The organism is Rhodococcus sp. NPDC056506 (genome assembly GCF_042794945.1).
Lineage (GTDB): Bacteria > Actinomycetota > Actinomycetes > Mycobacteriales > Mycobacteriaceae > Rhodococcus_F.
This window is the reverse complement of the sequence record NZ_JBHTSW010000055.1, coordinates 1-19,657: the sequence shown is the minus strand read 5'-3', so window position 1 is coordinate 19,657 and position 19,657 is coordinate 1. Positions and strand designations below refer to the sequence as shown.

Annotated in this window: 24 protein-coding genes; 17 read left to right on the top strand and 7 right to left on the bottom strand. The window is 60.2% G+C overall.

The features are described from left to right. The first annotated feature begins 280 nt into the window (after positions 1–280). Positions 281–1,276, top strand: a complete 996-nt coding sequence (locus ACFQ6H_RS27265) for a hypothetical protein (protein WP_378649868.1) — start codon at positions 281–283, stop codon at positions 1,274–1,276. A gap of 8 nt (positions 1,277–1,284) precedes the next feature. Continuing rightward, positions 1,285–1,530, top strand: a complete 246-nt coding sequence (locus ACFQ6H_RS27260; protein ID WP_378649866.1) for a hypothetical protein — start codon at positions 1,285–1,287, stop codon at positions 1,528–1,530. Positions 1,531–2,061: 531 nt separating this feature from the next. Here ACFQ6H_RS27260 and ACFQ6H_RS27255 read toward each other — a convergent pair. Continuing rightward, a complete protein-coding gene (locus ACFQ6H_RS27255) occupies positions 2,062–2,946 on the bottom strand; it encodes a pentapeptide repeat-containing protein (protein WP_378649864.1) in 885 nt (294 codons plus the stop codon). Positions 2,947–2,984: 38 nt separating this feature from the next. Next, positions 2,985–3,590: a hypothetical protein gene (locus ACFQ6H_RS27250; protein WP_378649862.1), complete on the bottom strand. Its 606-nt coding sequence runs from the start codon at positions 3,588–3,590 to the stop codon at positions 2,985–2,987. Positions 3,591–3,680: 90 nt separating this feature from the next. Here ACFQ6H_RS27250 and ACFQ6H_RS27245 point away from each other — a divergent pair, with 90 nt between their 5' ends. The 15 genes from ACFQ6H_RS27245 to ACFQ6H_RS27175 all read left to right on the top strand — a co-directional run bounded on the left by ACFQ6H_RS27245 (position 3,681) and on the right by ACFQ6H_RS27175 (position 17,852). Then, positions 3,681–3,848, top strand: a complete 168-nt coding sequence (locus tag ACFQ6H_RS27245; protein WP_378649860.1) for a hypothetical protein — start codon at positions 3,681–3,683, stop codon at positions 3,846–3,848. A gap of 15 nt (positions 3,849–3,863) precedes the next feature. Next, entirely contained in the window at positions 3,864–4,796 is a 933-nt protein-coding gene (locus tag ACFQ6H_RS27240) for a P22 phage major capsid protein family protein (protein ID WP_378649858.1), read from the top strand. Positions 4,797–4,871: 75 nt separating this feature from the next. Then, complete coding sequence (locus ACFQ6H_RS27235) at positions 4,872–5,294, top strand: hypothetical protein (RefSeq protein WP_378649856.1); 423 nt, start codon at positions 4,872–4,874, stop codon at positions 5,292–5,294. Then, a complete protein-coding gene (locus ACFQ6H_RS27230; RefSeq protein WP_378649854.1) occupies positions 5,294–5,620 on the top strand; it encodes a hypothetical protein in 327 nt (108 codons plus the stop codon). Before ACFQ6H_RS27235 ends, ACFQ6H_RS27230 begins: the two co-directional genes overlap by 1 nt. Positions 5,621–5,622: 2 nt before the next feature. Continuing rightward, positions 5,623–5,952 carry a hypothetical protein gene (locus ACFQ6H_RS27225; RefSeq protein ID WP_378649852.1) on the top strand — a complete coding sequence of 110 codons (330 nt, stop codon included), beginning with the start codon at positions 5,623–5,625 and terminating at the stop codon, positions 5,950–5,952. Further along, on the top strand, positions 5,952–6,335 hold the full coding sequence (locus ACFQ6H_RS27220; protein ID WP_378649851.1) for a hypothetical protein: 384 nt from the start codon (positions 5,952–5,954) through the stop codon (positions 6,333–6,335). The genes ACFQ6H_RS27225 and ACFQ6H_RS27220 overlap by 1 nt, the downstream gene beginning before the upstream one ends. A gap of 15 nt (positions 6,336–6,350) precedes the next feature. Next, positions 6,351–6,848, top strand: coding sequence for a phage tail tube protein (locus tag ACFQ6H_RS27215; protein WP_378649849.1), 498 nt, complete (start codon positions 6,351–6,353; stop codon positions 6,846–6,848). Between the two features lie 153 nt (positions 6,849–7,001). After that, the gene (locus ACFQ6H_RS27210; protein WP_378649847.1) at positions 7,002–7,547 is read left to right on the top strand and encodes a hypothetical protein; all 546 of its coding nucleotides are present in this window, start codon (positions 7,002–7,004) and stop codon (positions 7,545–7,547) included. Between the two features lie 98 nt (positions 7,548–7,645). After that, a complete protein-coding gene (locus ACFQ6H_RS27205; protein WP_378649845.1) occupies positions 7,646–7,906 on the top strand; it encodes a hypothetical protein in 261 nt (86 codons plus the stop codon). Between the two features lie 12 nt (positions 7,907–7,918). Then, on the top strand, positions 7,919–12,244 hold the full coding sequence (locus ACFQ6H_RS27200) for a hypothetical protein (protein WP_378649843.1): 4,326 nt from the start codon (positions 7,919–7,921) through the stop codon (positions 12,242–12,244). Beyond that, a complete protein-coding gene (locus ACFQ6H_RS27195; protein ID WP_378649841.1) occupies positions 12,244–13,050 on the top strand; it encodes a hypothetical protein in 807 nt (268 codons plus the stop codon). The genes ACFQ6H_RS27200 and ACFQ6H_RS27195 overlap by 1 nt, the downstream gene beginning before the upstream one ends. After that, a complete protein-coding gene (locus ACFQ6H_RS27190) occupies positions 13,047–14,561 on the top strand; it encodes a hypothetical protein (protein WP_378649839.1) in 1,515 nt (504 codons plus the stop codon). The genes ACFQ6H_RS27195 and ACFQ6H_RS27190 overlap by 4 nt, the downstream gene beginning before the upstream one ends. 69 nt (positions 14,562–14,630) lie before the next feature. Next, a complete protein-coding gene (locus ACFQ6H_RS27185; protein ID WP_378649837.1) occupies positions 14,631–15,644 on the top strand; it encodes an N-acetylmuramoyl-L-alanine amidase in 1,014 nt (337 codons plus the stop codon). Positions 15,645–15,861: 217 nt separating this feature from the next. After that, positions 15,862–16,107, top strand: a complete 246-nt coding sequence (locus ACFQ6H_RS27180; RefSeq protein ID WP_378649835.1) for a hypothetical protein — start codon at positions 15,862–15,864, stop codon at positions 16,105–16,107. A gap of 8 nt (positions 16,108–16,115) precedes the next feature. Next, on the top strand, positions 16,116–17,852 hold the full coding sequence (locus ACFQ6H_RS27175) for a hypothetical protein (RefSeq protein ID WP_378649833.1): 1,737 nt from the start codon (positions 16,116–16,118) through the stop codon (positions 17,850–17,852). A 51-nt stretch (positions 17,853–17,903) separates the two neighbouring features. On the opposite strand, the gene ACFQ6H_RS27170 is transcribed toward ACFQ6H_RS27175, so the two are convergent. The 5 genes from ACFQ6H_RS27170 to ACFQ6H_RS27150 form a co-directional block, all read right to left on the bottom strand. Then, a complete protein-coding gene (locus tag ACFQ6H_RS27170) occupies positions 17,904–18,164 on the bottom strand; it encodes a hypothetical protein (protein ID WP_378649831.1) in 261 nt (86 codons plus the stop codon). Positions 18,165–18,342: 178 nt separating this feature from the next. Continuing rightward, positions 18,343–18,543, bottom strand: a complete 201-nt coding sequence (locus ACFQ6H_RS27165; RefSeq protein ID WP_378649829.1) for a helix-turn-helix transcriptional regulator — start codon at positions 18,541–18,543, stop codon at positions 18,343–18,345. Then, entirely contained in the window at positions 18,540–18,719 is a 180-nt protein-coding gene (locus tag ACFQ6H_RS27160; protein WP_378649827.1) for a hypothetical protein, read from the bottom strand. The genes ACFQ6H_RS27165 and ACFQ6H_RS27160 overlap by 4 nt, the downstream gene beginning before the upstream one ends. Before the next feature lie 304 nt (positions 18,720–19,023). Then, entirely contained in the window at positions 19,024–19,371 is a 348-nt protein-coding gene (locus ACFQ6H_RS27155) for a hypothetical protein (RefSeq protein WP_378649825.1), read from the bottom strand. Further along, the coding region (locus tag ACFQ6H_RS27150; protein WP_378649823.1) for a hypothetical protein at positions 19,368–19,657 on the bottom strand (290 nt) is incomplete at its 5' end. The genes ACFQ6H_RS27150 and ACFQ6H_RS27155, both read right to left, overlap by 4 nt.

The following is a 19,657-nucleotide window of genomic DNA, read 5'->3' as shown; positions in this document are numbered from 1 at the left end:
GGCTGATGGTCGTGAGGTTGTTTTCGAGATCGGTGTTGTGCGTGAGAATCATTCTGGCACTGGGATGGTCACGCCTCGCAGGGTGTCTGTCAGCCCGGTGAATGGTGTGTTGACGACTCCGAGTTTGGATCCGGGTCCGGCGCGGGTGTGTATCGCTTTCGAGTGGTTCGACATCACGATTCCGGATGCGTCTGGGTCGCAGCGTTTGTGGCCGTTGATTAAGGATTCGGTTCCGTATGAGCCGCCGGTTGTTTCGTTGGTGAAGCAGTACCGCGATGAGATGGTATCGACCCGAGATGCTGTGGAAACGTCGTTGCAGCATTACGGCGGGGTTCTCACTGGTTTAGCGGAACGCGCTGAGCGGGCCGCGGATCGCGCGGAAGAGGCGGAGGGTGGCGGAGGAATCGGTTGGGCTGCATCCAACACATCGTCCCTGTCCAATGCGACCCCAACAGCTTCGGCTGGGGGCGGGTTGGCCGTCGGCTACTCGGCCGTGTCCGGCGGCTTTGACAGAGACGTTGCAGTCGGGCCGCGAGCGCAGACCAGTGGACAAGGGTCCATTGCGTTGGGTGACAATGCCCGCGCTACCGGTAACCAATCCCTCGCAGTCGGCAGAGCGGCCCAGGCACCCCACGGCGCAAGCTCGGCATTCGGTGCCAGTGCCACGACGACCAAAGCCAATCAGGTCATGCTCGGCACTAGCACTCAGACCGTGACGATGCCCGGGAAGATGGAGCTTGGGTCGGGGTCGGCTGAGGCGACGATTTCGACGCGTGTGGAGTCTGGTGTCCCGCAGGTGGTCGCGCAGTTCCCTGGCGGTGATCCGATGGTCCTCGCCCCTCCCTCCGGCGGCTCAGGCGGTGGGGCTCAAGGCGTGGCAGTGACCGGACTGAGTGCGGGCGCGCCGCCGAGCGGCCCGACATCGGCCGGCAACGAAGTCGTTGCGATAGGACATTCTGCGTCGGCAACGAGCTACGCAGCCACCGCAGTCGGATCGTCAACCGTGGCGAGCGGACAGGTAAGTACTGCGCTGGGCACAGGCGCTAAGGCGACGCATCCCAACTCGACTGCGGTCGGGATGTACGCGGCAACGACTGGAAGCAATCAAGTGATGCTGGGGCGCTCGACGTACACGGTCGTTGCGCCGAACAAATTTCAAGTCGGCCCGGATGGCTCGGTGTCCTGCACGCTTTCCACCCGCCTCACGGGCGGAAAAGCCGAACTCATCGTCACAATGCCGTCCGGCAAGATCATCTCACTCGGAATCGACACCTAGGAATCCTCATGCCGCTCACCCTGACCATCACCATCCCCGACGAGCACGCGCCGAGAGCGTTGCGGACCGCGTGCCGATCTACCGGTCATCTCCCCGAGACGTGCCCGAATCCGCAGGACTGCATCGGAGATTTCGTCACCCGTCGGACATCCGAAGAGATTAGCCGCGACGAACGACAAGAAGCCGAGGAAGCGGCAGCAGCCGCGGCCGTACCCCTCGATACCAGCGAATGGACAGTCCAGCTCGGCGGGTAGCGATAAAGGTGGTCCCCAACCCTCGGGGGGAGAATTGGGGACCAGGCGACAGCGGTACCGGGCAGTCGTCTTCGACTTACGGGATATTGCGCAGTGGGGCCGAGCTGGTCTTCCCTTACCCTCCCGACCCCACGTAACCGACGCTATCACTAGTCGAACGTGTGTGCGAAAATAATGGGTGTGTCCACCGAAACCGCACCAACCCACTGCACAAACGGACACCCCCTCGCCCCAAACACATGCCTCGTCGGCTGGGAAGTCTGCGCATGCACCAACACCCACAACGGCGGACACCGCACCCACTACTGCCGACAATGCGGCGAAACAATCAGAACACCCACATGCCTCGGCGCCGACCCGCAAAAATCCCGCTGGACCACCTCAAAAACGACGAAACCCCGCCAACTCGGAACGAAGGCGGGGAAACGCCAGCCAGAGGCAAAGGAGTCCGTGCCAATGCCGGGGACCGCGCAGCAGTAATGCGACTGCCACGCTCAAGCGCAATCCTAGGACGCGCCCAAGAATCAGGAACTAACTACCGAACGGAGATCCGAGCGAACCACTGCCACCCGGATTGCCGGGGTTGCCGGGGTTGCCGGGGTTGCCTGGATCCGTCGGGGCCTCGAAGGTCACAGAGACGAAAAACGTCGCGGATCCCACCGTCGCAGGAACCGGTGCAACACTCGTCCGGTAGTTGCAATTTACAGAACGCGACTGCGTCAACACCTCGCCCGACTGCGAATCGCACGAGTCCACCCATAGGCCCTCAAGCTCCAAGGCGTCAGGCCGCTCATAAACCCAACCCGCCGAATCGGGAGGCAGCGTCACAACCACGTCTGCTGGCGCAACCGGCGAACCACTGAAATTCGCCTCGCCAACCCTTGCGTCCACAAATTTCGCGCCACTCATCGATGCGCTACGCCACGCGGTTTTTCCGAGACCGGCGTTGCTGAAGTCGGCGCCGTTGACCGTGGAATTCTGAAACTTCGCAAGGTACATCTCCGCGCGGACGAACGACGCATCAGTGAAATTCGCACCGTTGAGTGTGGCGCCCATGATGTTCGTATTGTCGAACGATGCTCCCTTTGCGTCGGCGTTGTTCATGGCGACGAACCACAGATCGGCGCGGTTGAAGTTGGCTCCTCGCACGTTGGCGCGATTCAAAATAGCTTCACGGAACTGCGTCCCCGTCAGATTCGCGCCCTCAAGGTTTGCGTAACTCAGATTCGCCTTGCTCAAGTTGGCGCCGCTCAAATCGGCCCCGGGGCAACTAGTGAAGCGCTGCGAATTCGGGCTCGACACAATGTTGCAGCCGTTGACGTTGAAGTCGGCGGACGCGGTGCCTAGGCCGACCGTCATCGTCGCACCAATAGCTATGGCGAGCGCACCAACTGCGCTCGTGATCTTCAGTTTCACTCTTTGCTCCCAGGTTGCCGACTTGCGTTTGAGCCATATCAAACCAGACAAACAGGACGGTTGGTAACCGATGGCCAAATTGCAGCCCAAGTAACACCTAAAACCCAAAAGAATGCCGCCCCACAGCAACCCTGCCGTGGGGCATTTTTCATGCCCGCACGTCGGGCGAATCGACTGTCCCAGGAGGACACGACCATGCCCGACACCACCGACAACGCCACCGCAACCGAAACTGCGGAGACTGTCGACACCACGGCCACCGAGGCAACCACGGCAACCGAAACCTCAGCAACTGAAACCACGGCGACGGAATCGGCCAATACGACCGAAGCCACCGGCCTCGACGCGGCCTCGACGCGCTCCCCGAATCCTGGGCCAACGAGATCAAACGTCTCCGCGCCGAAAACGCCTCCGACCGCACCGAAGCGAAGAAGAAGGCAGCGCAGGACGCGACCGACGCGCTCACCAAGAAACTCGGCAAGGCACTCGGCCTCATCGAAGGTGACGAAGCGCCGAAGCCGGAAGACGTTATCGCAAAGCTCACTGCCGAGCGAGACGAAACCGCCCAGCGTGAATCCGCGACCGCGAAGCAGCTCCGCGAACTGATCGAACGCGACGCCCTCCGCGAAGCCGCAAAGACCCACGCCGGCGACTTCAACTCCCTCACAGACTCCAAAAAGCTCAGCGCCGCAATCGAAGCGCTAGACCACACCGCCGACGACTACGCAGCCCAGGTGGACGCAGCAGTCAAGGCAGCAATCACAAACGACCCGAAGCTGAAAGCCCAGGCGGCCACCACAGCCTCATCCGTCGAACACGGCGGAACCGTCACCCAGCCAGCCGCTGGAGTCGACGCCTTCCGCAAAGACCGCCGCGAATCCCGCGGCCATTCCTTCAACTAGCCACGGAGAACAACAATGGCAAATGCCTTCCTGACCCCATCGGTCATCGCCCAGGCCGCCCTCGCAACGCTCTACGAGACCTGCGTCGCAGCGCAGCTCGTCCACCGCGATTACTCCTCTGAGTTCGGTGCCGCGAAGATCGGTGACACCGTCACCATTCGCAAGCCCGCAGTATTCGAAGCCAAGGAATACGACCAGGCAAGCGGCATCGAGATTCAGAATGCCACCGAGACCGGCGTCCCGGTGAAGCTGAACCACCACGCGGACACCAGCTTCCAGATCACCTCGCGTGACCTGACGCTGAACATCAAGGACTTCCGTCAGCAGCTTCTCGACCCTGCTCTGGAGTCGATCGCGCAGAAGATCGACCGCGACATCCTCGCGTTCCGGTCGGACATCACGCAGTCGATCCCCGGCAGCCGTGTCGGCCGCAAGTGGAACCATCCTGAGGCGCTGATCGACGCGAACACGATCCTCAACAAGAACAATGTTCCGCTCCTGGATCGTCACGCCATCGTAGGACCCACCACGCAGGGTGAATGGCTCGACTCGGACATCCTGAAGAACCACAACAGTTCCGGTGACACCGAAGCTCTCCGCGAGGCGTACCTCGGCCGCCGACTGTTCGGCTTCGACCCGTACTGGACGCAGAACATCACCGAACCGTCCGGCGCTAACTCGGAGACCGGTGTCGCGTTCCACCGCACGGCCGTCGCTCTCGTGACTCGCCCGCTGGAACTGCCCCTCGGTTCGGCGAACGCTGCCACCGAGAACTACAAGGGCTTCGGTATCCGCGTCGTCATCGGCTACGACCAGAAGTTCAAGACGGACACCGTCTCGGTCGACACCATCTACGGCGTCAAGGTCCTCGACCCGAAGCGTGCAGTCCTCATCAAGGGACTGAAGGCAGACGCAGCCGACCCGGCACCCGCCGGCAACGGCAGCTAGCCACCACCCCCTGTTCGGCGACGCCCGCACCTGACTATCCGGTGCGGGCGTTGTCGCACCACCACTAGGAGACCTGTGCAGATCTACGCCACGTGGGAACACCTCGCGGAATGGCTAGCGCCCGACGACCTCCCCGACGAGACCGAATCCAAACGGTGGCTGCGGATCGCATCCGAACGGGTCCGTACCGCAACACGCGCCGACATCTACTCCACCGATTCGGCCGGATACCCGGACGAGCCTGACGAGATCGTCGCGTTCCGTGAAGCGACATGCGCGCAGATCACCGAATGGATCGAAGCCGACCTGGATCCGTTCAAGGGCGTTGCGGGACAGGAACTGTTGGAATCGAAGTCGTCCATCGCGGGTGGCCTGATTGAACTCGACACGAACGGATCCGCCGAAGCCCGAGCACGCGCACTCACGGTCCTCTGCGACCGCGGGCACGACATCCTCCGCAACGCCGGTCTCGCATCGAACGCACCCGGATTCTTCTGATGGCGCGCGATCGTTTCGCACGCTGGTGGCGACACGAAGTGCTTGTGGAACGGAAGACCGGGCAAGGGCCCCGCGGCCCGATCTACGCCGCACCGGAACCGCTCAAGTCCGCGATCGACGACAAAGCGAGACTGGTTCGCGACGCGACTGGCAAAGATGTCCTGTCATCGACCACAGTCGCGTTCCCTGCAGGGACCGCGTTCATCGAACCGGGCTCCTGGGTGACGCTTCCCGCCAAGTACGGCGGCCGCCGATCACGAGTGATCATCTCCACCGTCGCTGACGGCGGACTACTGGCAGACCACGTGCAGGTCAGTTTGGAGTAACCATGGCTCTGCAATGGGACGGCGCAGCGATCGCTTCGAGAGTTCAGACCGCAGCGGAACGCGCCAACATCCAAGCGGGCGAGGCGCTTCTGGCGAAAGCTCGCGCGAAGACCCCGATCCAGGATGGCCTGCTGCGTGCATCGGGGAAAGCTTCAGCGTCGGGCAAGTCGTCGGCCGTGTCATTCAACACCGTGTACGCGGCCCGCCAGCATGAGGAAGTCGGCTGGAACCACCCCGGCGGTGGCGAATCGAAGTACTTGGAGAAAGCGAAGAATGAGTTCGCTGGAGAGTACGCACAGATCGTCGCCAACGGCATGTCTGGGGCGATCTGATGATCACACGCACCCGAATCGAAGACGGACTCGCTGACTTACTCAAAGACGTTGGCGCACCGATCATCATCGGCAAAGTCACGCCGACGCCGGACCGGGCTGTATTCCTCAACGTCTACGACGAGTCGCAACTCCGCGACCCTGATCGGGCGAACCCTGACGTGTGGATCCAGTTGCGCGGCCGCACGCCTGGTGAAGATCCGGCGCCGACAAATGACCTGATGGACAGCATCTTCCGGCTGCTCGACAACAAGTCGCACTACCGGATGGGTGACATCCGGGTGGCTCGCTCCATCCGAGTGGTCACAACATCCACCGACGAAGACGGCAGTGGGCGTCACGAACGTCCCGACTCATACAAATTCCACCTAAACCCCAGCTAACGAAATGAGCAAGCTATGACAGCTCCCCTCCTCCCTCCGGATACTTCCGTACTCGACACCGCACTCGCGCGCGACTGGGCCGTCCAGGTCAAGGGCGATGGCGGAGACTGGGTGTTCGTTAACGCCCTCTCACAGTTCGCCCCCAGCAGCGACAAGACACTGCAGGATGATGGCGACATCGGCATGAAGGGCGGTAAGTCGTCCCTCGCCACCGCCATCGGATCCAACATCGAAATCACAGGTCTGCGGAAGGGCACATACGCTGACACCGACTTCGAACCCGATGAGGGGCAGGAGATTCTGCGTGCCAAGGGTGACGAGATTGGCTACCTCGCGATCGCGGACATCCGCTACTGGCGCACCGACGGCCTCAAGGACGCATTCCAGGGCCGCTACACGGTCGACTGGAAGGACGGCACCGAGGACAAGGAAGGCCTCCTGTCGTTCACGGTGACCCTGACTGGTCGTGGTCGTCGCACCAAGATTGCGAAGCCCACAGCGGGAAACCCGTAGACCCCTCACCGGCACCTGGTGACGGTGCTGATGAGGGGCTGCCCCCTGACGACGATCTGATCGTCGAAGACGACGACTAGACCCCCTACCGCCCGGCCGCATTCGTGTGGTCGGGCGGTTCCTGTTCCACCACACACTTTGGAGCCCGACGCTGTGCGCGACCTGAGAGAGTTCTACAACCCCGACTTCAAGCTGCCGATCGGCGGCAAGGAGTACGTGATCAAGTCCCCGAACGCGGACGAGGGATTGCGAATCCGGATGCTGTTCGCAGATCCGAACATGCGTTACACCGATGACGATCAGGTCGCAGAGATCGCGAAACTGATGGGCGCGGTGTGGGTTCCGAATCTGGTGAAGATTCCAGTGCTGGACCCACTATATGGCGATCCCGTACTCGGTGACGATGGCGAACCGGTCATGACTGAAGACGACTGGGGCGATTACCAGGGTGGAGTCTGGTCGGAGCTACGCGATGACGGCATCACTTGGCCAGAAATCATGCACGCCGGCACCACAGCACTCATTCACTACGGCCAAGGTGCGGTGCTCGCAGAACTGTATTGGGAGAACGGCATGGGTGACATGCCGGGAAATCAGCTACCCCCGAAGCCCGAAGCGCGGCCAGAGGTTCCGGGGGAGCGCAGCAGCAATCCGAAGGCCCGCAAGAGGGCAAAGCGAAACAACCGCAAGCGGAAGTAGATCCCGACAGCCTGCCAGGGCGATACGGGGACGACGACGCGGGCGGGGGACCGTACAACCCTAAGACCGGATTGCGTGCCTGGTACAACCCACGCCACATGCAACCGCGGCACGCGAACAAGCGCCCCGAGACGAAACAGCTTGAAGGCCAGAAGATTCGCCTGACGTGGATCGACATCCTCGGCGAATGGGCTTCCATCGAACTCGACTTCCAAGACTGGAACATCGACCTCGAATCCGGCGTGTTGAAAGAACGATCGTGGCGTTGGCTCGACCGTCGAATCTATGGCCTCATCGCCAACCCGGAATCCCGCCTCCACAAGGCGCTGCAAATTCCACTCACACATACACCTGAATAAACCGGAGGCCCAATGGCACTCGACGTTGGAACCCTCTACGCCACTCTCACCATCCGCGACGATGGCTTTCAGTCAGGCATGTCCCGGGCGGAGGCAACCGCGCAACGCACGGATCGGACGATTCAGGGCGCAACCCGCTCGACCACTGCCCTTGGGACCGCGGGGGCAACGGCTGGACGGCAGGTCGCCAACGGAGCACAAACTGCCACTGCCGGCGCTAACACCCTGACCGCGGCACTCGGCAAGGCTAAGAGCGCGGCCGGAATGCTCGGCATCGCCTTTACCGTCAAAGCGGCCGTCAACTTCTTCACCGAAGCCGTGCAGAACTCCCGAGCGCTCGGCGCGCAAACCAACCAGCTCAACGTCCTGTTCGGAAAAAACAAACAGGAAATCATGGACTGGGGCAAGACCGCGTCCAAGGAACTGTTCATCAGCCAACGCGCAGCCCAGGACGCAGCGATTCAGTTCGCCACGTTCGGAACTGTCGCCGGCAAGTCGGGTAAGAACCTCGCCACCTTCTCGAAGGACATGACGAAGCTCGCTGTCGAAACGGCATCGTTCGGCGGTACTGACGTGCAATCGGTGATCGATGCCATGGGATCGGCCTTCCAAGGCCAGGCGATCCCGATGCGTAAGTATGGCGTCCTCCTGTCAGACACGATGCTTCGCGAGGTAGCACTAAAGAACGGCATCATCGAGACGAACCGAGTGCTGTCCGGATCAGAGAAGGTCCAAGCCACCGAGATCGCACTGAAGGAACAGCTCCTCGCTGTCAACGGCGACATCGAACGATCGAACGGCCAACTCGGACAGAATCTTAAGGGCCTCAAAGCTCGCTACGAGGAAACCTCGGCTGCCATTGGCGACAAGCTCAAGCCGGTCGTGAACAGTTTCGTGCAGCTCCTGTCTGGCCCTGGATTGAATTCCCTGAAGTCGACAGCATCAGTCATCGGTGTTCTCGCTTCTGGCGTCATGACGCTGGCGTCCGCATTCGGTGGTCTACCTGGACCTATCCAAGCGTTAGTCGCCGGAATGGTCCTCGCGAAGATTGGCGCGGGAGCGCTCGGCTCAATGTTCAACACGATGAAAGGTCACGTCGTCGGAGCGGCCACAGGCTTCGGCAACGCGGCCCGAGGAATCGTCACGGCAAGTGGAGGAATCGCCAACGCAGGGCGGTACGGAACGATCACGATGGGACGGTTCGGGTCGTCTATCTCCGCCCTTGGGCAACATGTTCCCGGTGTCTACCGGATGCAGGACGCATTCATGTCGGCCAGGGTGAGCGCAGATCGATTTGCGCGCACCCAGGGCACATTCGCTGCGGCGACAGCGGGCATGAAGGCCGGCGTTTCCGGTTTGACGTCTGCACTTGGTGGACCTTTCAGCATCGCCATCATTGCCGCGACGTTGATGGTTGGCGACTATATGAAGAAGCAGGCAGAGGCGAAGCAACGCGCCAAGGAATTTTCCACTGCCACAGACGGTATCGCGGAGGCACTCGAAAAGACCGGCGGGACCTACTCTGCAGCGGGCGAGCAAGCGGCGCAGGCCGCACTCGACACGATCAAGATGGCCGATGGCACGACCACACTACGGGAGGCGCTCGACAACGCTGGTGTCTCAACGGAGGACGCGGCGCGCGGACTTGCAGGTGTCGGAGATGCAGCGAGTAAGACTCGACGCGAGTTGGAAGACCTGGCGGATACCGAGTTCTCGTTCAACAAGGGTTTCTTCGATTCGGATCTGTCGGACATCTTTTCATGGGAGAAGATCAAGTCCTCATGGACGCCCGGTGGTTTGACTGACCCGTGGTTTGAGGACAACGACGCGAAACAGGGTCTGGACAAGCTCGACGAAATCAACAAGGCCGTTGTCGAGAAACGGGCAAAGATCATCTCGTCGCTCGATTCAGGAGAGATGGGTGAGGCGTTCAAGATCAACGCTGACACCCACGAGCTTGACGTAATGACTGACGCGATGGAGACATTCGCCGACGCAACGTCAGGCGCATCCGACAAGGTTGGAGCGCTCTCGAAGGCACTCGATTCGCTGAACGCTGACGACTTGTCGATGGAGAACGCGACACAGCAACTGCATGACGCTGTGCGTGATTTGCCGGACGAGTTCAAGACAGCGCGCGAAGAAGCGAACAAGGCTGGACGCGAGTTCCTCACCGCGAGCGGCACTGTCGACACCTACACCAAAGCTGGATCGAAACTGCACGACACGATGCAGGACACTGCATCCGGATTCGGCGCAGTCGCGGCAGGCCTTTACGAGGCAGAGTTTGCGAACGGCAACTATGCCGGTGCACTCGACGTGACCCGGCAGAAATTGCAAGAGCAATACAACGCTCACGTCGATGAAGCAGTCGCCGCCGGCCGCAACCGCGAAGAGTACGAAGCTCTCCTCGCGGCATACGGTGCAACACCCGAGGTGATCATGTCGCGCCTCGACATCGTGAACGCACAAGCATCGACTGACCTCGTCAAGATTTTCGGTGACCAGGTCCGCGAGGTTCCGGACAGCAAGACCGTCATCCTCGATTCGATCACCGATGACGCGAAAGCGAAGCTCGAAGGCTACAACTTCGCGGTCGAACGCCTTCCTGACGATAAGGGCGTCAAGGTCACAGCCGAAACGTCCGAGGCTGAAGGTCTGCTGACGAACCTCGGCGGCGTGGTCAAGGGGATGCCCGAGACGAAGAACGTGAACGTCGAAGTAGCTGGTGCTGAGACCGTGATCGGGCAACTTGAACGAGTCAATGTTCTGGTCCGGGACGACAACGGCAAAGACATCGTCGTCACGGACAACGCTGAAGAGTCACTGCAGCGTCTGCAGGACTTGAACGTCCGAACCACGACGTTGGATGACGGTTCGATCTGGATCCTCGACAACGCGTCGGAGGTCGTGGCCAAGATCGACCGCGAACTCAACGGCAAGACAACCCATGGCACTCACACCGTCGATGTCGTGACCACTGGTGGGAACCTCAACGGTTCGATCACGATGGGTCACAACGCCAACGGATCCATCACCCTCGGCCGCTACGCCAATGGCGGGATCAGCCGCATGCCGTCGGCCGCGGAGATCATGTCACCGCGACCGAACTACATCATGGCCGCTGAGCCCGAGACGATGGGCGAAGCGTTCATCCCGTTGGCGCCATCGAAGCGATCACGGTCCAAGCAGATCCTTGCGCAGACCGCGAACAAGTTCGGCATGAGCCTCATGCAGGGCGACGTGACAGCGTTCGCTGAGGGTGGGTTCGGCGGTAACCACGGATCGATGCCCGAAACCGCTGCCGTCACATTGTCTGCGAAGAAGGGCATCAACGCCCGCGGTGCTGCCGGCGCCGGTGTTGCAGGTGTGGGTCACATGGTCGCATCCCTGCTCGGTGGCAAAGGCTTCGACACGGGCGGAACCAGCATCCCAGGCATGGACGACTGGGACTTGGAAAACAAGCTTCGGAAGCAGCTCGAAGTGTGGGCCGGGATTCAGTCGACGGAACATCAACTCTCCGAGGACGAGCTCCGCAAACTGGACCGCGATATCGAGGATGGCGAATCAAGTCTCCGCGGCGCGCGGATCGACGTTCAGAAGGCGAACGACGCACTCCACGAGGCGAAGACAGCCGACAAGCCGGATGACTACACGCTCCGCAGCGCTCAAATCGCGGTGGAGGAATCCGAAGCGAAACTTCGCGAGGTGGAACGCGAGAACATCAAACTCGCAGCCCGCAAAGCGAAGGCCGGTGACACGGCGAAAGCCGACGACCTTCCCGAGTTCAAGGACTGGCTATCGGAGCAGATCCATGGGCCGAAGCCGATGGCGGAAGAGGACCGGGAGGCCCTGCGGGACAGCGTCGAAGCTGGTGTGTCGGCTGAAGAACGTGCAGCGTTCGCGGTCCGTAAGGCTGAGATCGCTTTGGAGAAGGCTAACCAGCCACCGAAGGACGAGAAGGACAAGGGCCGCACGGAAGCCGAGAAGGCCGACGCGTTGGAGTCGTACGAGACGGCGAAGCGTGCGTTAGCTCGTGTGCAGGAAGACAATGCGCGGCTTGCAAGTAAGTACGCCGGCAATGTTGCTGCCACGTCGGGCGGTTCTGGCGTGTCCAGTTCGTCGACTGGCGGGGGAGGGCTGTCCGGTGAGCAGCAGAGCATCGTCAACTCGCTCGGCACTGTCGCGCAGGGAAATCCGGGCGCGACATACCAGATCATCGTCGGTCAAGTGAATCACGGACCTGTGTCTGTCAACGATCCGCAAAAGCTTTTGGAGACACCGAACTCGACGGGGGATCCGATCCACGAAGCAATGATGCGCCTAGGAGTGAAGTAGTGATCCGTTACGAGTTCGTAGGCGTGGATGGTTCGCTGTGGGTGTTCGGTTCGCCGTCATGCCCGATCCGGTTGGCGGAGACGCCAACCGGGTTGGGCGGCGCCCCGTTCAAGCATCAGCGGGTAGCGAATGCTCGTCAGGCCGGAGCGGATTGGGTTGCTCGCGACGATGAGGTCAACGTCATCGGCTTGAAGGTGACAATCGGCCCGATGCGCCCAGGGAAGCCTGCACGCGAGGTGTTCACGCGGTGGCGCAACGCGATCGGTTACGGCGACGAGGTCGGCGAATTCCATGTCTACTGCGACGGGGAACATTTCTGGCAGTACGTCCGATACGAGGATCCGGCGAAGGATCCGAAGATCGACTTGCTGGAAGACATCGGCTGGATGCAGGAAGAGATCAAACTGTCGTCGGATCTGTCGTGGTGGCGGGCACCGGACTTTGACGAAACATATGACCAGGCAACATTCTTCGATGCACGGATCCGCAATGACGGCGACGTCGATTCGTGGCCGCACTACGACATCACCGGCCCTGGAATCTTCGTCATCGGCCAAGCCGACGACTTCGTCACCCTCCCCGCGATCGGCGCCGGGCAGAAATGGGACATCAACACCGACCCCGAGGACGCGTACATCCGCGACGGGAACGGCGTCGACAAATGGAAGTCCGTAGGAATTCAGCGTTGGCGCAAGCCATTCAAGCGGAAATCTGTCGCGCCAATAATGATCAGCTCCGGCGGCACCACCTCGGCGTCTTCGGTGAAAGTGACGCTGCCACAACTCTATAGAAGGGGGACCGGTTGATCCCGAACACCAACTCCCCACCCGCATTCGATATCGATATTTTCTCCGGCGATTACAGCACAGTTCAACCCTTCGGCCCCTACATCAGGGCCAAGTTCCAGTGGAAACGCAACGAAGCAACTGCGGCCACGATTCAGGTGAAGATCACCCACCCTCACGCTAAACGTCTGATGCAGTGCAAGACCAGCGTCGTACCCATCCGCACGTTCTACAACGGCAAGGTGTGGGACGGCCGCGCGATGGATGTCACGATCGAGGGCAAGCCGGGGCAGGAAACTGTTACAGCGGTGTGTGTTTCGAACATGAAGTGGCTCGAATCAATTCTCGGCTGGCCGATGCCCCTAGCCCCGGAGTGGGCGCAGGTCAAGAAGCAAGACATCATGATCGGCCCGATCGACTTCGTCTGCCCGTATTTCATTGCGAAGAATGCAACGCGCCTGAATAAGCCGGTGTACGTGAAGGTTCCCTCTGGCGGCAATCAGATCAAGCTACCGAAGATCCCCGCGGGCATCGATTCGGTGGACAAGTTCTTCGAGTTCATTGCGTCGCTGGACCTGTGCTCCATGTATACGCGAATGACGCCGCTAGACGAACTGTTCCAGAACGCGTTGAAATCCTCAGAATCCGAGATCACCTGCAACCTATGGGTTCCCGGCGATCCGGACCCAGGAAAAATTTTCAACACCAACTCGCTTAGTCGACTGCAGAACATCTTCGACCTATCCGGCGACAACTTCATGTTCTTCACCAACCCGAACAACATCCTCGGACTGCTGAATCCGGAAACGTACGGCAAAGCGACCGAACCCTGCTACATCGTCGACACCCGCAAGAAGCGCGACCGCAAGTGGATGCAATGGTCCACAGACGGTGGTCAGATCATCGACTACAGGCGAAATATCTCGCATCCGACTGCGCACCAAGTGATTACGGGCGGCCAGTCACCTGAGTGGTTGAACGAATTGGGTCGGATCCTCGCTGACGGAATAATCGGGCTGATCCTGTCCGTGTTCGGTGCAGGATTCCTCGCGCCGTCTGTCGGTGGTCTACTCGATGACCGGTTCGGATCGTTCAACAAGTTCAACAATCGTGAACTCGAAGAACTGTTGGGCCGTCACGGTTTCGGCGAGGCATACGCGAATGCTCAGGTGGCATTCACTCTCGATTCCCTGATGGCAGGACTGCAAGGTCTGCGTGATCATGCGGGCCGCGACTCGATCAAGATCCGCGTGCAAGACGGTGGCGCAGCGGGCAAGGGTTTCCAGTTCGGCGTGGATAACGGCAGCGGGCAGCGTTACCAAGAGGGCGACATCATGTCGTTCGTTGACGGCGACACAGTGATTACCGACTACGTATCCGAAGTGACCGTCGAAGATCAGCGCGGCGGATTCTGCGTCGCTGAAGTAACCATCGGTGACGACCAGCCAGTGAAGGACCCGTTCCTCCGAATGGTCGACAAATTCAAAGAATTCGGCTCAACAGGCCGAGTTATCGCAACAACTGCGCGTTAATCGAAGGAGCCATTTATGGCATGGAAAGGTGATCCCGTTTGGCTTGAGCAAGTCATTCGTGATGCAGGAGTGAGCGTCTCTGTGTTTCCGGGCGCACTCAATCGAGGTAAGGGCGACTTCGGCACCATCTGGGGTGTCATCGCGCACCACACCGGAGCGCCAGTTGGCAGCAACCCAGGGCCGGGCGCGATCGCGAACCACCCGTCGCTCGGGTTGGCGTCGCAGATCCACCTGTCCCGCAGCGGTCACGCAACCGTGTGCGGGGTAGGCATCGCTTGGCATGCGGGTGTCGGCTCTTGGCCAGGCATCGCGACGAACGCCGCAAACCAGGTGACGATTGGTGTGGAGGCCGAGAACTCCGGAACTGAGGGCTGGTCCAGCGCACAGTACTGGGCGTACGTGCGCATCGTGGCCGCGATCCTCCGCCGACTCGGACACCCGTCGACCCGCGCAATCGGCCACAAGGAATGGGCCGCGATCCAAGGCAAGTGGGATCCGGGCGGAATGGACATGGGCAAGTTCCGCGCAGATGTCGACAACATGATCGCCGAACTGAACGGCGTGAAGCCGGACGTTCCGGTGATCGAGAACCAGATCGATCGCGTTCGGTTCTTCTCGGACTGGCTCGGCAAACGTCTGCACGACGGAGAACGTAAGTGCAAGGACGGTGTCGGACGGTACGCCGACTTCGAGAACGGTTCGATCTACTGGCATCCCGACACCGGCGCTGTCCCGGTCCCGAAGCTGGTCTACGAAGTGTGGGCCGCGCGCGGCTGGGAGATTGAGTTCCTCGGCTACCCACAGCGATTCCACGTCGTCTACGAAAGCGAAGGCGACCTGCAGTCCTTCCAAGGCGGAACGATCGCGCGACGCTACGACACAAAGGGTTTCGTCTGCCACGGCGTGATCGGCCGCCGATGGATCGAAGAGGGCGGCGTCCGCGGTGTTGACGACAAGCCCACCAAGCTCGGCTGGCCTACCTCGGATGAATACGACTTCGACTGTGGCCGCCGGCAGGACTTCGACCGCGGATCTCTCGTCTGGCATCCGTCGGGCGCAATTCAGATCGTAGGAGGCAAGTGATGACGCACAGGGCTGAAGGTAGTTTTCGGTTCCCGTCTCTGTCGGAACCGCAGCGCGCTTACTTCTATCGACTGTCATCGGCGGGACTGTTGGTCGCGACGGGCTATGGACTGGTCGATTCCGTGACGAGCGGGAACCTATCGGTGTTCTTGCTCGCACTGTTCGGGCTGCCGATTTCAGGGCTGGCAGCGAAGCACACATCGACTGAGTCCATCGGGTGAGCCCCGAGCAGATCAACGCGATCTTCGCCGGCGTGGTCCTCGTGATCGGCGCAGTCACGTCGTGGCAGGGACGGCAGATCAGCCGCTTGCGCACCGAAATGGATGAACTACGAGCCGCTTTCGAAACCACGCGCGACAAATTCCGTGTGGCGAAGCGCCACATCCGGGACTGGATGCGCTGGGAAGCGCGCCGCGAAGGTGACCCACCCGAACTTCCGGCCGAACTGGTCGACGACATCTAGGACACAGCATGGCCGATGAGGCGACTCCCGAGGATTACACGAAAAAGCTTATCGCCCTGCAGGGTAGGGATCTTCCGGACAACGAGCTCGATCGGTGGAAGCACATCCTCGGGATCGATCGCGGCTTGCTGGCGATGCTGGCCGACTGGATTCCATCGATCGGTTTCCTGGTGGAGAAGATCGACAAAGTCATCAAGGACATCGCACATGCGATCACTGGTGTTGTCGGCGGCGGACTTTCGGCAATCGGTACGTGGGTGGAAGATTTCGTCAATGGCGTGAATCGCACCGTGAACCAGATCGGTGAAGTCTTCCGTGGCCTTGTCGTGACGCCGATCAACAACATTGTGTCCGGGGTGCGCGACTGGTTCCTCGGACTCTGGCAGAAGGGCAAGGGCGGCAAGGCCGAAGAGACCTTCGAGCGGGCTGAGCAGCAGGGCAAGCAGATCATCGGGCATGACGAGGACATCGACAACCTCGACAAAAACAAGGCCGAGATTGTTGACGTGCCGAACATCGCTATGTGGATGACCCTGAACCCGCTGGAAGATCCCACGTTCCCGCGATTCTTCCTGAACCGCTCGGTCAAATCGGTAGGCGACAAGACGAGCAGCGACTCTCACGCCGCGTTCGGCACGCATAACCACAGCGTCATCAATAATCGTGACCCGTACTACTTGCCTGCGAAGGGGCGCATTGAACTTGGGTACATCCGCGTTCCCCGACTTCGTTCCTACGACACGGTTGGCATCATCGTCGGCGCCGAATCCAACCCATGCCCGATGTACATCACCGTCTATCACATGAAAAGTGATGGTTCACTGGAAATGGTTTGGACCTCGGGGAACATCTCGGGTCTGATCACGAGCCAAAAGACCGAGTACCGGATGAATCTCACCGAGATATTCGAAGGTGTCGAGCAGCCCAAGTCAATGCTCAACCAGGGCGGTGACTATGTCGCGGTCGGTGTACTCCAGACAGGCAATGGCAACGTCCGCGGCCTCGCTGGCATCGAAATGGATTCCGTTGCAATCCCGGCCGGGATTATCCCGAAGAAACAGAACGCGATGTTCGTTGCGGGATCTAATCCGCCGGACATGATTCCGGGTTCGGCGATCGACTTCGATAATTCGACGTATGCGCCGTGGTTCTGCATGGGGCAGAAGTTGTCGAATGATCCACCCCCGAAGATCAAGCTCGGTCCGGACTTCTTCGATCGTCCGGACGGTGGGTTGGGAGTCAACTGGGCGACCCGCGGCAATATCGGCATCACCGATGGAGCTGCCGGTGTCCGTGGCGGGAATGATGGTGTCCGATCCGCACTGTGGGTTCGCCCCACAAACACCGACAATCACGCTGTTGAAGTCATCGTCAAGAACGAGTCGTCCGCCGGGCCTCGGTCGTGCGTGATCTTGCGGTCGAACAACATGTTCACGCGTGGCCTGGTCTACATGTGGAACCGAGAGTCACGTGGGTTCGCTCGCTGCGTCGGTGAAAACAATTTCCAACTCATTTCCGGGACGCTGCAAGGCGCCGGCATCCGTTCAGGCGCACGGCTCAAGGTCGTAGCCAACGGCTCTGCGTACTACGCGTACTTGAACGGGGAGCAGATCGGGGCATGGAATCCGCCTGACCCTGAGAACTTCCCGATCGGTCCGGAGTACAGGTTTGTGGGTATGGCCGCAGCGCGAGCGCTCTGGGTCGATTCACCCGCGATCGAGGAATGGCAGGCGTTCGACCTGTAGGGACACCTCTAGCTCCCCCGCCCCGGTGTGGGTGGGGGAGTTGTGGTGCATCTAGGCGTACTTGATCCTGACGTTCTTTGAGTTGGCAATCGCGATATTCTTGTTTCCAAGGAAAATGTTGACCTGCCGGTTGCCGTCCTGGCCATCAGCGAGTTCCGACATACCGCGGAGCACTTCGTCCTGATCGTCTTTTGGTAGGTTCGCGATGCGTGGGCCGATCGACGCTACCCAGCGCAGCACCTCTACAGGCAGCTGCAAAACCTCATCAGCCAACTCCTGGGGAACGGCTGGCCGATCGTTTCCGCTGGTCACGGAGTGAAGTTTACCTGCGTGTCGGCGGGCAGCGAATCTGTGTGGTGCATCAATGACTGTCATTCCAGACCCTGACGTTGGTGAGTGTGCCAATCCATCTTATTGACAACCGTCCGGAATGTTTCATGTGAAGGCAAAGAACAGGTAAAGCCGGGACGAAAGTCCCTCCGGAGGTGGGCTACACGTCTAGGTCTCTCCGTGCTCCTTGTCCGGGTCGCGTTTCCATCCACTTGTCGATCGTTTCCGGTAGCCAACCCATGTTGCGACCTACCCGAGCGTCCGGCTCGGGTAGGTATCCGCGACGGTCGTACGACTTGATCGTCTCGAGGCTCAACTGCAGACGTTCGGCAATGTCGCCTCGACTCAGGTACACAATCACTTGCCGACTGCCCGCCTCTTCCGCTCCTCGTGCCGAATGATCACGATGCCAGCAGCGAGCCAGACGGCCCACATGATTCCAGCTTTGGCGGGATCCCAAGACGTGGCAGTGAGGTAGATGCCGTACGCCCCGGTGGCGGCCATGAGCCCGGTTGCGGGTGTGATGTATCGCTTCATTTCTGACCTCTCTGTCCGTGGGTGATACTTGGAGGGTGCGGGTACCGGATAGTCACCAGCTTTCCGGTCCCCGCACTCTCTAGCTACTCGCTGGACTTCCTCCGTTTCCCTCGGTACCTGTAGGCGTTGATTCGTTTCCGAATCTGTTCCCTGTAGGTGAGAATCACGGCAATGGCTACTGAACTCAGCCATTGGAAGTCCGACTTATCAAGCCAGTCCAAGTGCATCACCCTTTTGAGTTGTTGTAAGACCTTGTGCCTTACAACTCAAACTATACACACAAAAGGGTGCAAGGTCAATTCCTTTATTCGAGCCCTGTTATTCGGACGTGCGGACTATCTCCAACGAAGTCAACAAGGCAGGCGAAATCGGTGCGCTTTGATGCGCCGAAAGTATTTTGGGCATCCACATAACCGGTGACGGTAACGCCAGAATCCCTGCCGCCATCCGTCGAAACCCCGCCGAACTTGGCAGTGGATGGCGACTTCATTCTCGCCTCTACTGCATCTTGGCAAGCAACCCGCGCATCGGTTCGGGCATCGAGGTCGTCGTCGCCGCAACTGGCCATTAGGGAAGCTCCACAGATTGCGATAACTAGCACTGCGAATTCCTTACCTATATGGAGTCGATTCTTCTTTGCTGCGCGGTTCATGACCAATCCTTTACTCGGGTGTGTCGATCGTGCCCGATATGTCCGGCAGTGACAAGCAGGGCGTCCAGTTTGGTCGCCGCCAAGTTGTCGTGCGCACAGCTCTGAGTGGCCCGTGAGCGTTGCGTATCGATCTGCGCATAGTTTTGCGCATAGTGGCCATTTCGGCGGCCCAGATTTGACCTCGGAAACGACGAAACCCCCGGCGACTGTTGCCAGTTCATCGGGGGTTTCTGAGTGGTGGAGCCGATGACGGGAATCGAACCCGCGTATTCAGCTTGGGAAGCTG

Coding starts and splice junctions, on each gene's coding strand:
- ACFQ6H_RS27205 (WP_378649845.1), top strand. CDS start 7,646: ATGCAACCGCGGCACGCGAACAAGCGCCCCGAGACGAAACAGCTTGAA.
- ACFQ6H_RS27265 (WP_378649868.1), top strand. CDS start 281: ATGGTATCGACCCGAGATGCTGTGGAAACGTCGTTGCAGCATTACGGC.
- ACFQ6H_RS27240 (WP_378649858.1), top strand. CDS start 3,864: ATGGCAAATGCCTTCCTGACCCCATCGGTCATCGCCCAGGCCGCCCTC.
- ACFQ6H_RS27230 (WP_378649854.1), top strand. CDS start 5,294: ATGGCGCGCGATCGTTTCGCACGCTGGTGGCGACACGAAGTGCTTGTG.
- ACFQ6H_RS27225 (WP_378649852.1), top strand. CDS start 5,623: ATGGCTCTGCAATGGGACGGCGCAGCGATCGCTTCGAGAGTTCAGACC.
- ACFQ6H_RS27220 (WP_378649851.1), top strand. CDS start 5,952: ATGATCACACGCACCCGAATCGAAGACGGACTCGCTGACTTACTCAAA.
- ACFQ6H_RS27200 (WP_378649843.1), top strand. CDS start 7,919: ATGGCACTCGACGTTGGAACCCTCTACGCCACTCTCACCATCCGCGAC.
- ACFQ6H_RS27215 (WP_378649849.1), top strand. CDS start 6,351: ATGACAGCTCCCCTCCTCCCTCCGGATACTTCCGTACTCGACACCGCA.
- ACFQ6H_RS27155 (WP_378649825.1), bottom strand. CDS start 19,371: ATGAACCGCGCAGCAAAGAAGAATCGACTCCATATAGGTAAGGAATTC.
- ACFQ6H_RS27160 (WP_378649827.1), bottom strand. CDS start 18,719: ATGAAGCGATACATCACACCCGCAACCGGGCTCATGGCCGCCACCGGG.
- ACFQ6H_RS27175 (WP_378649833.1), top strand. CDS start 16,116: ATGGCCGATGAGGCGACTCCCGAGGATTACACGAAAAAGCTTATCGCC.
- ACFQ6H_RS27260 (WP_378649866.1), top strand. CDS start 1,285: ATGCCGCTCACCCTGACCATCACCATCCCCGACGAGCACGCGCCGAGA.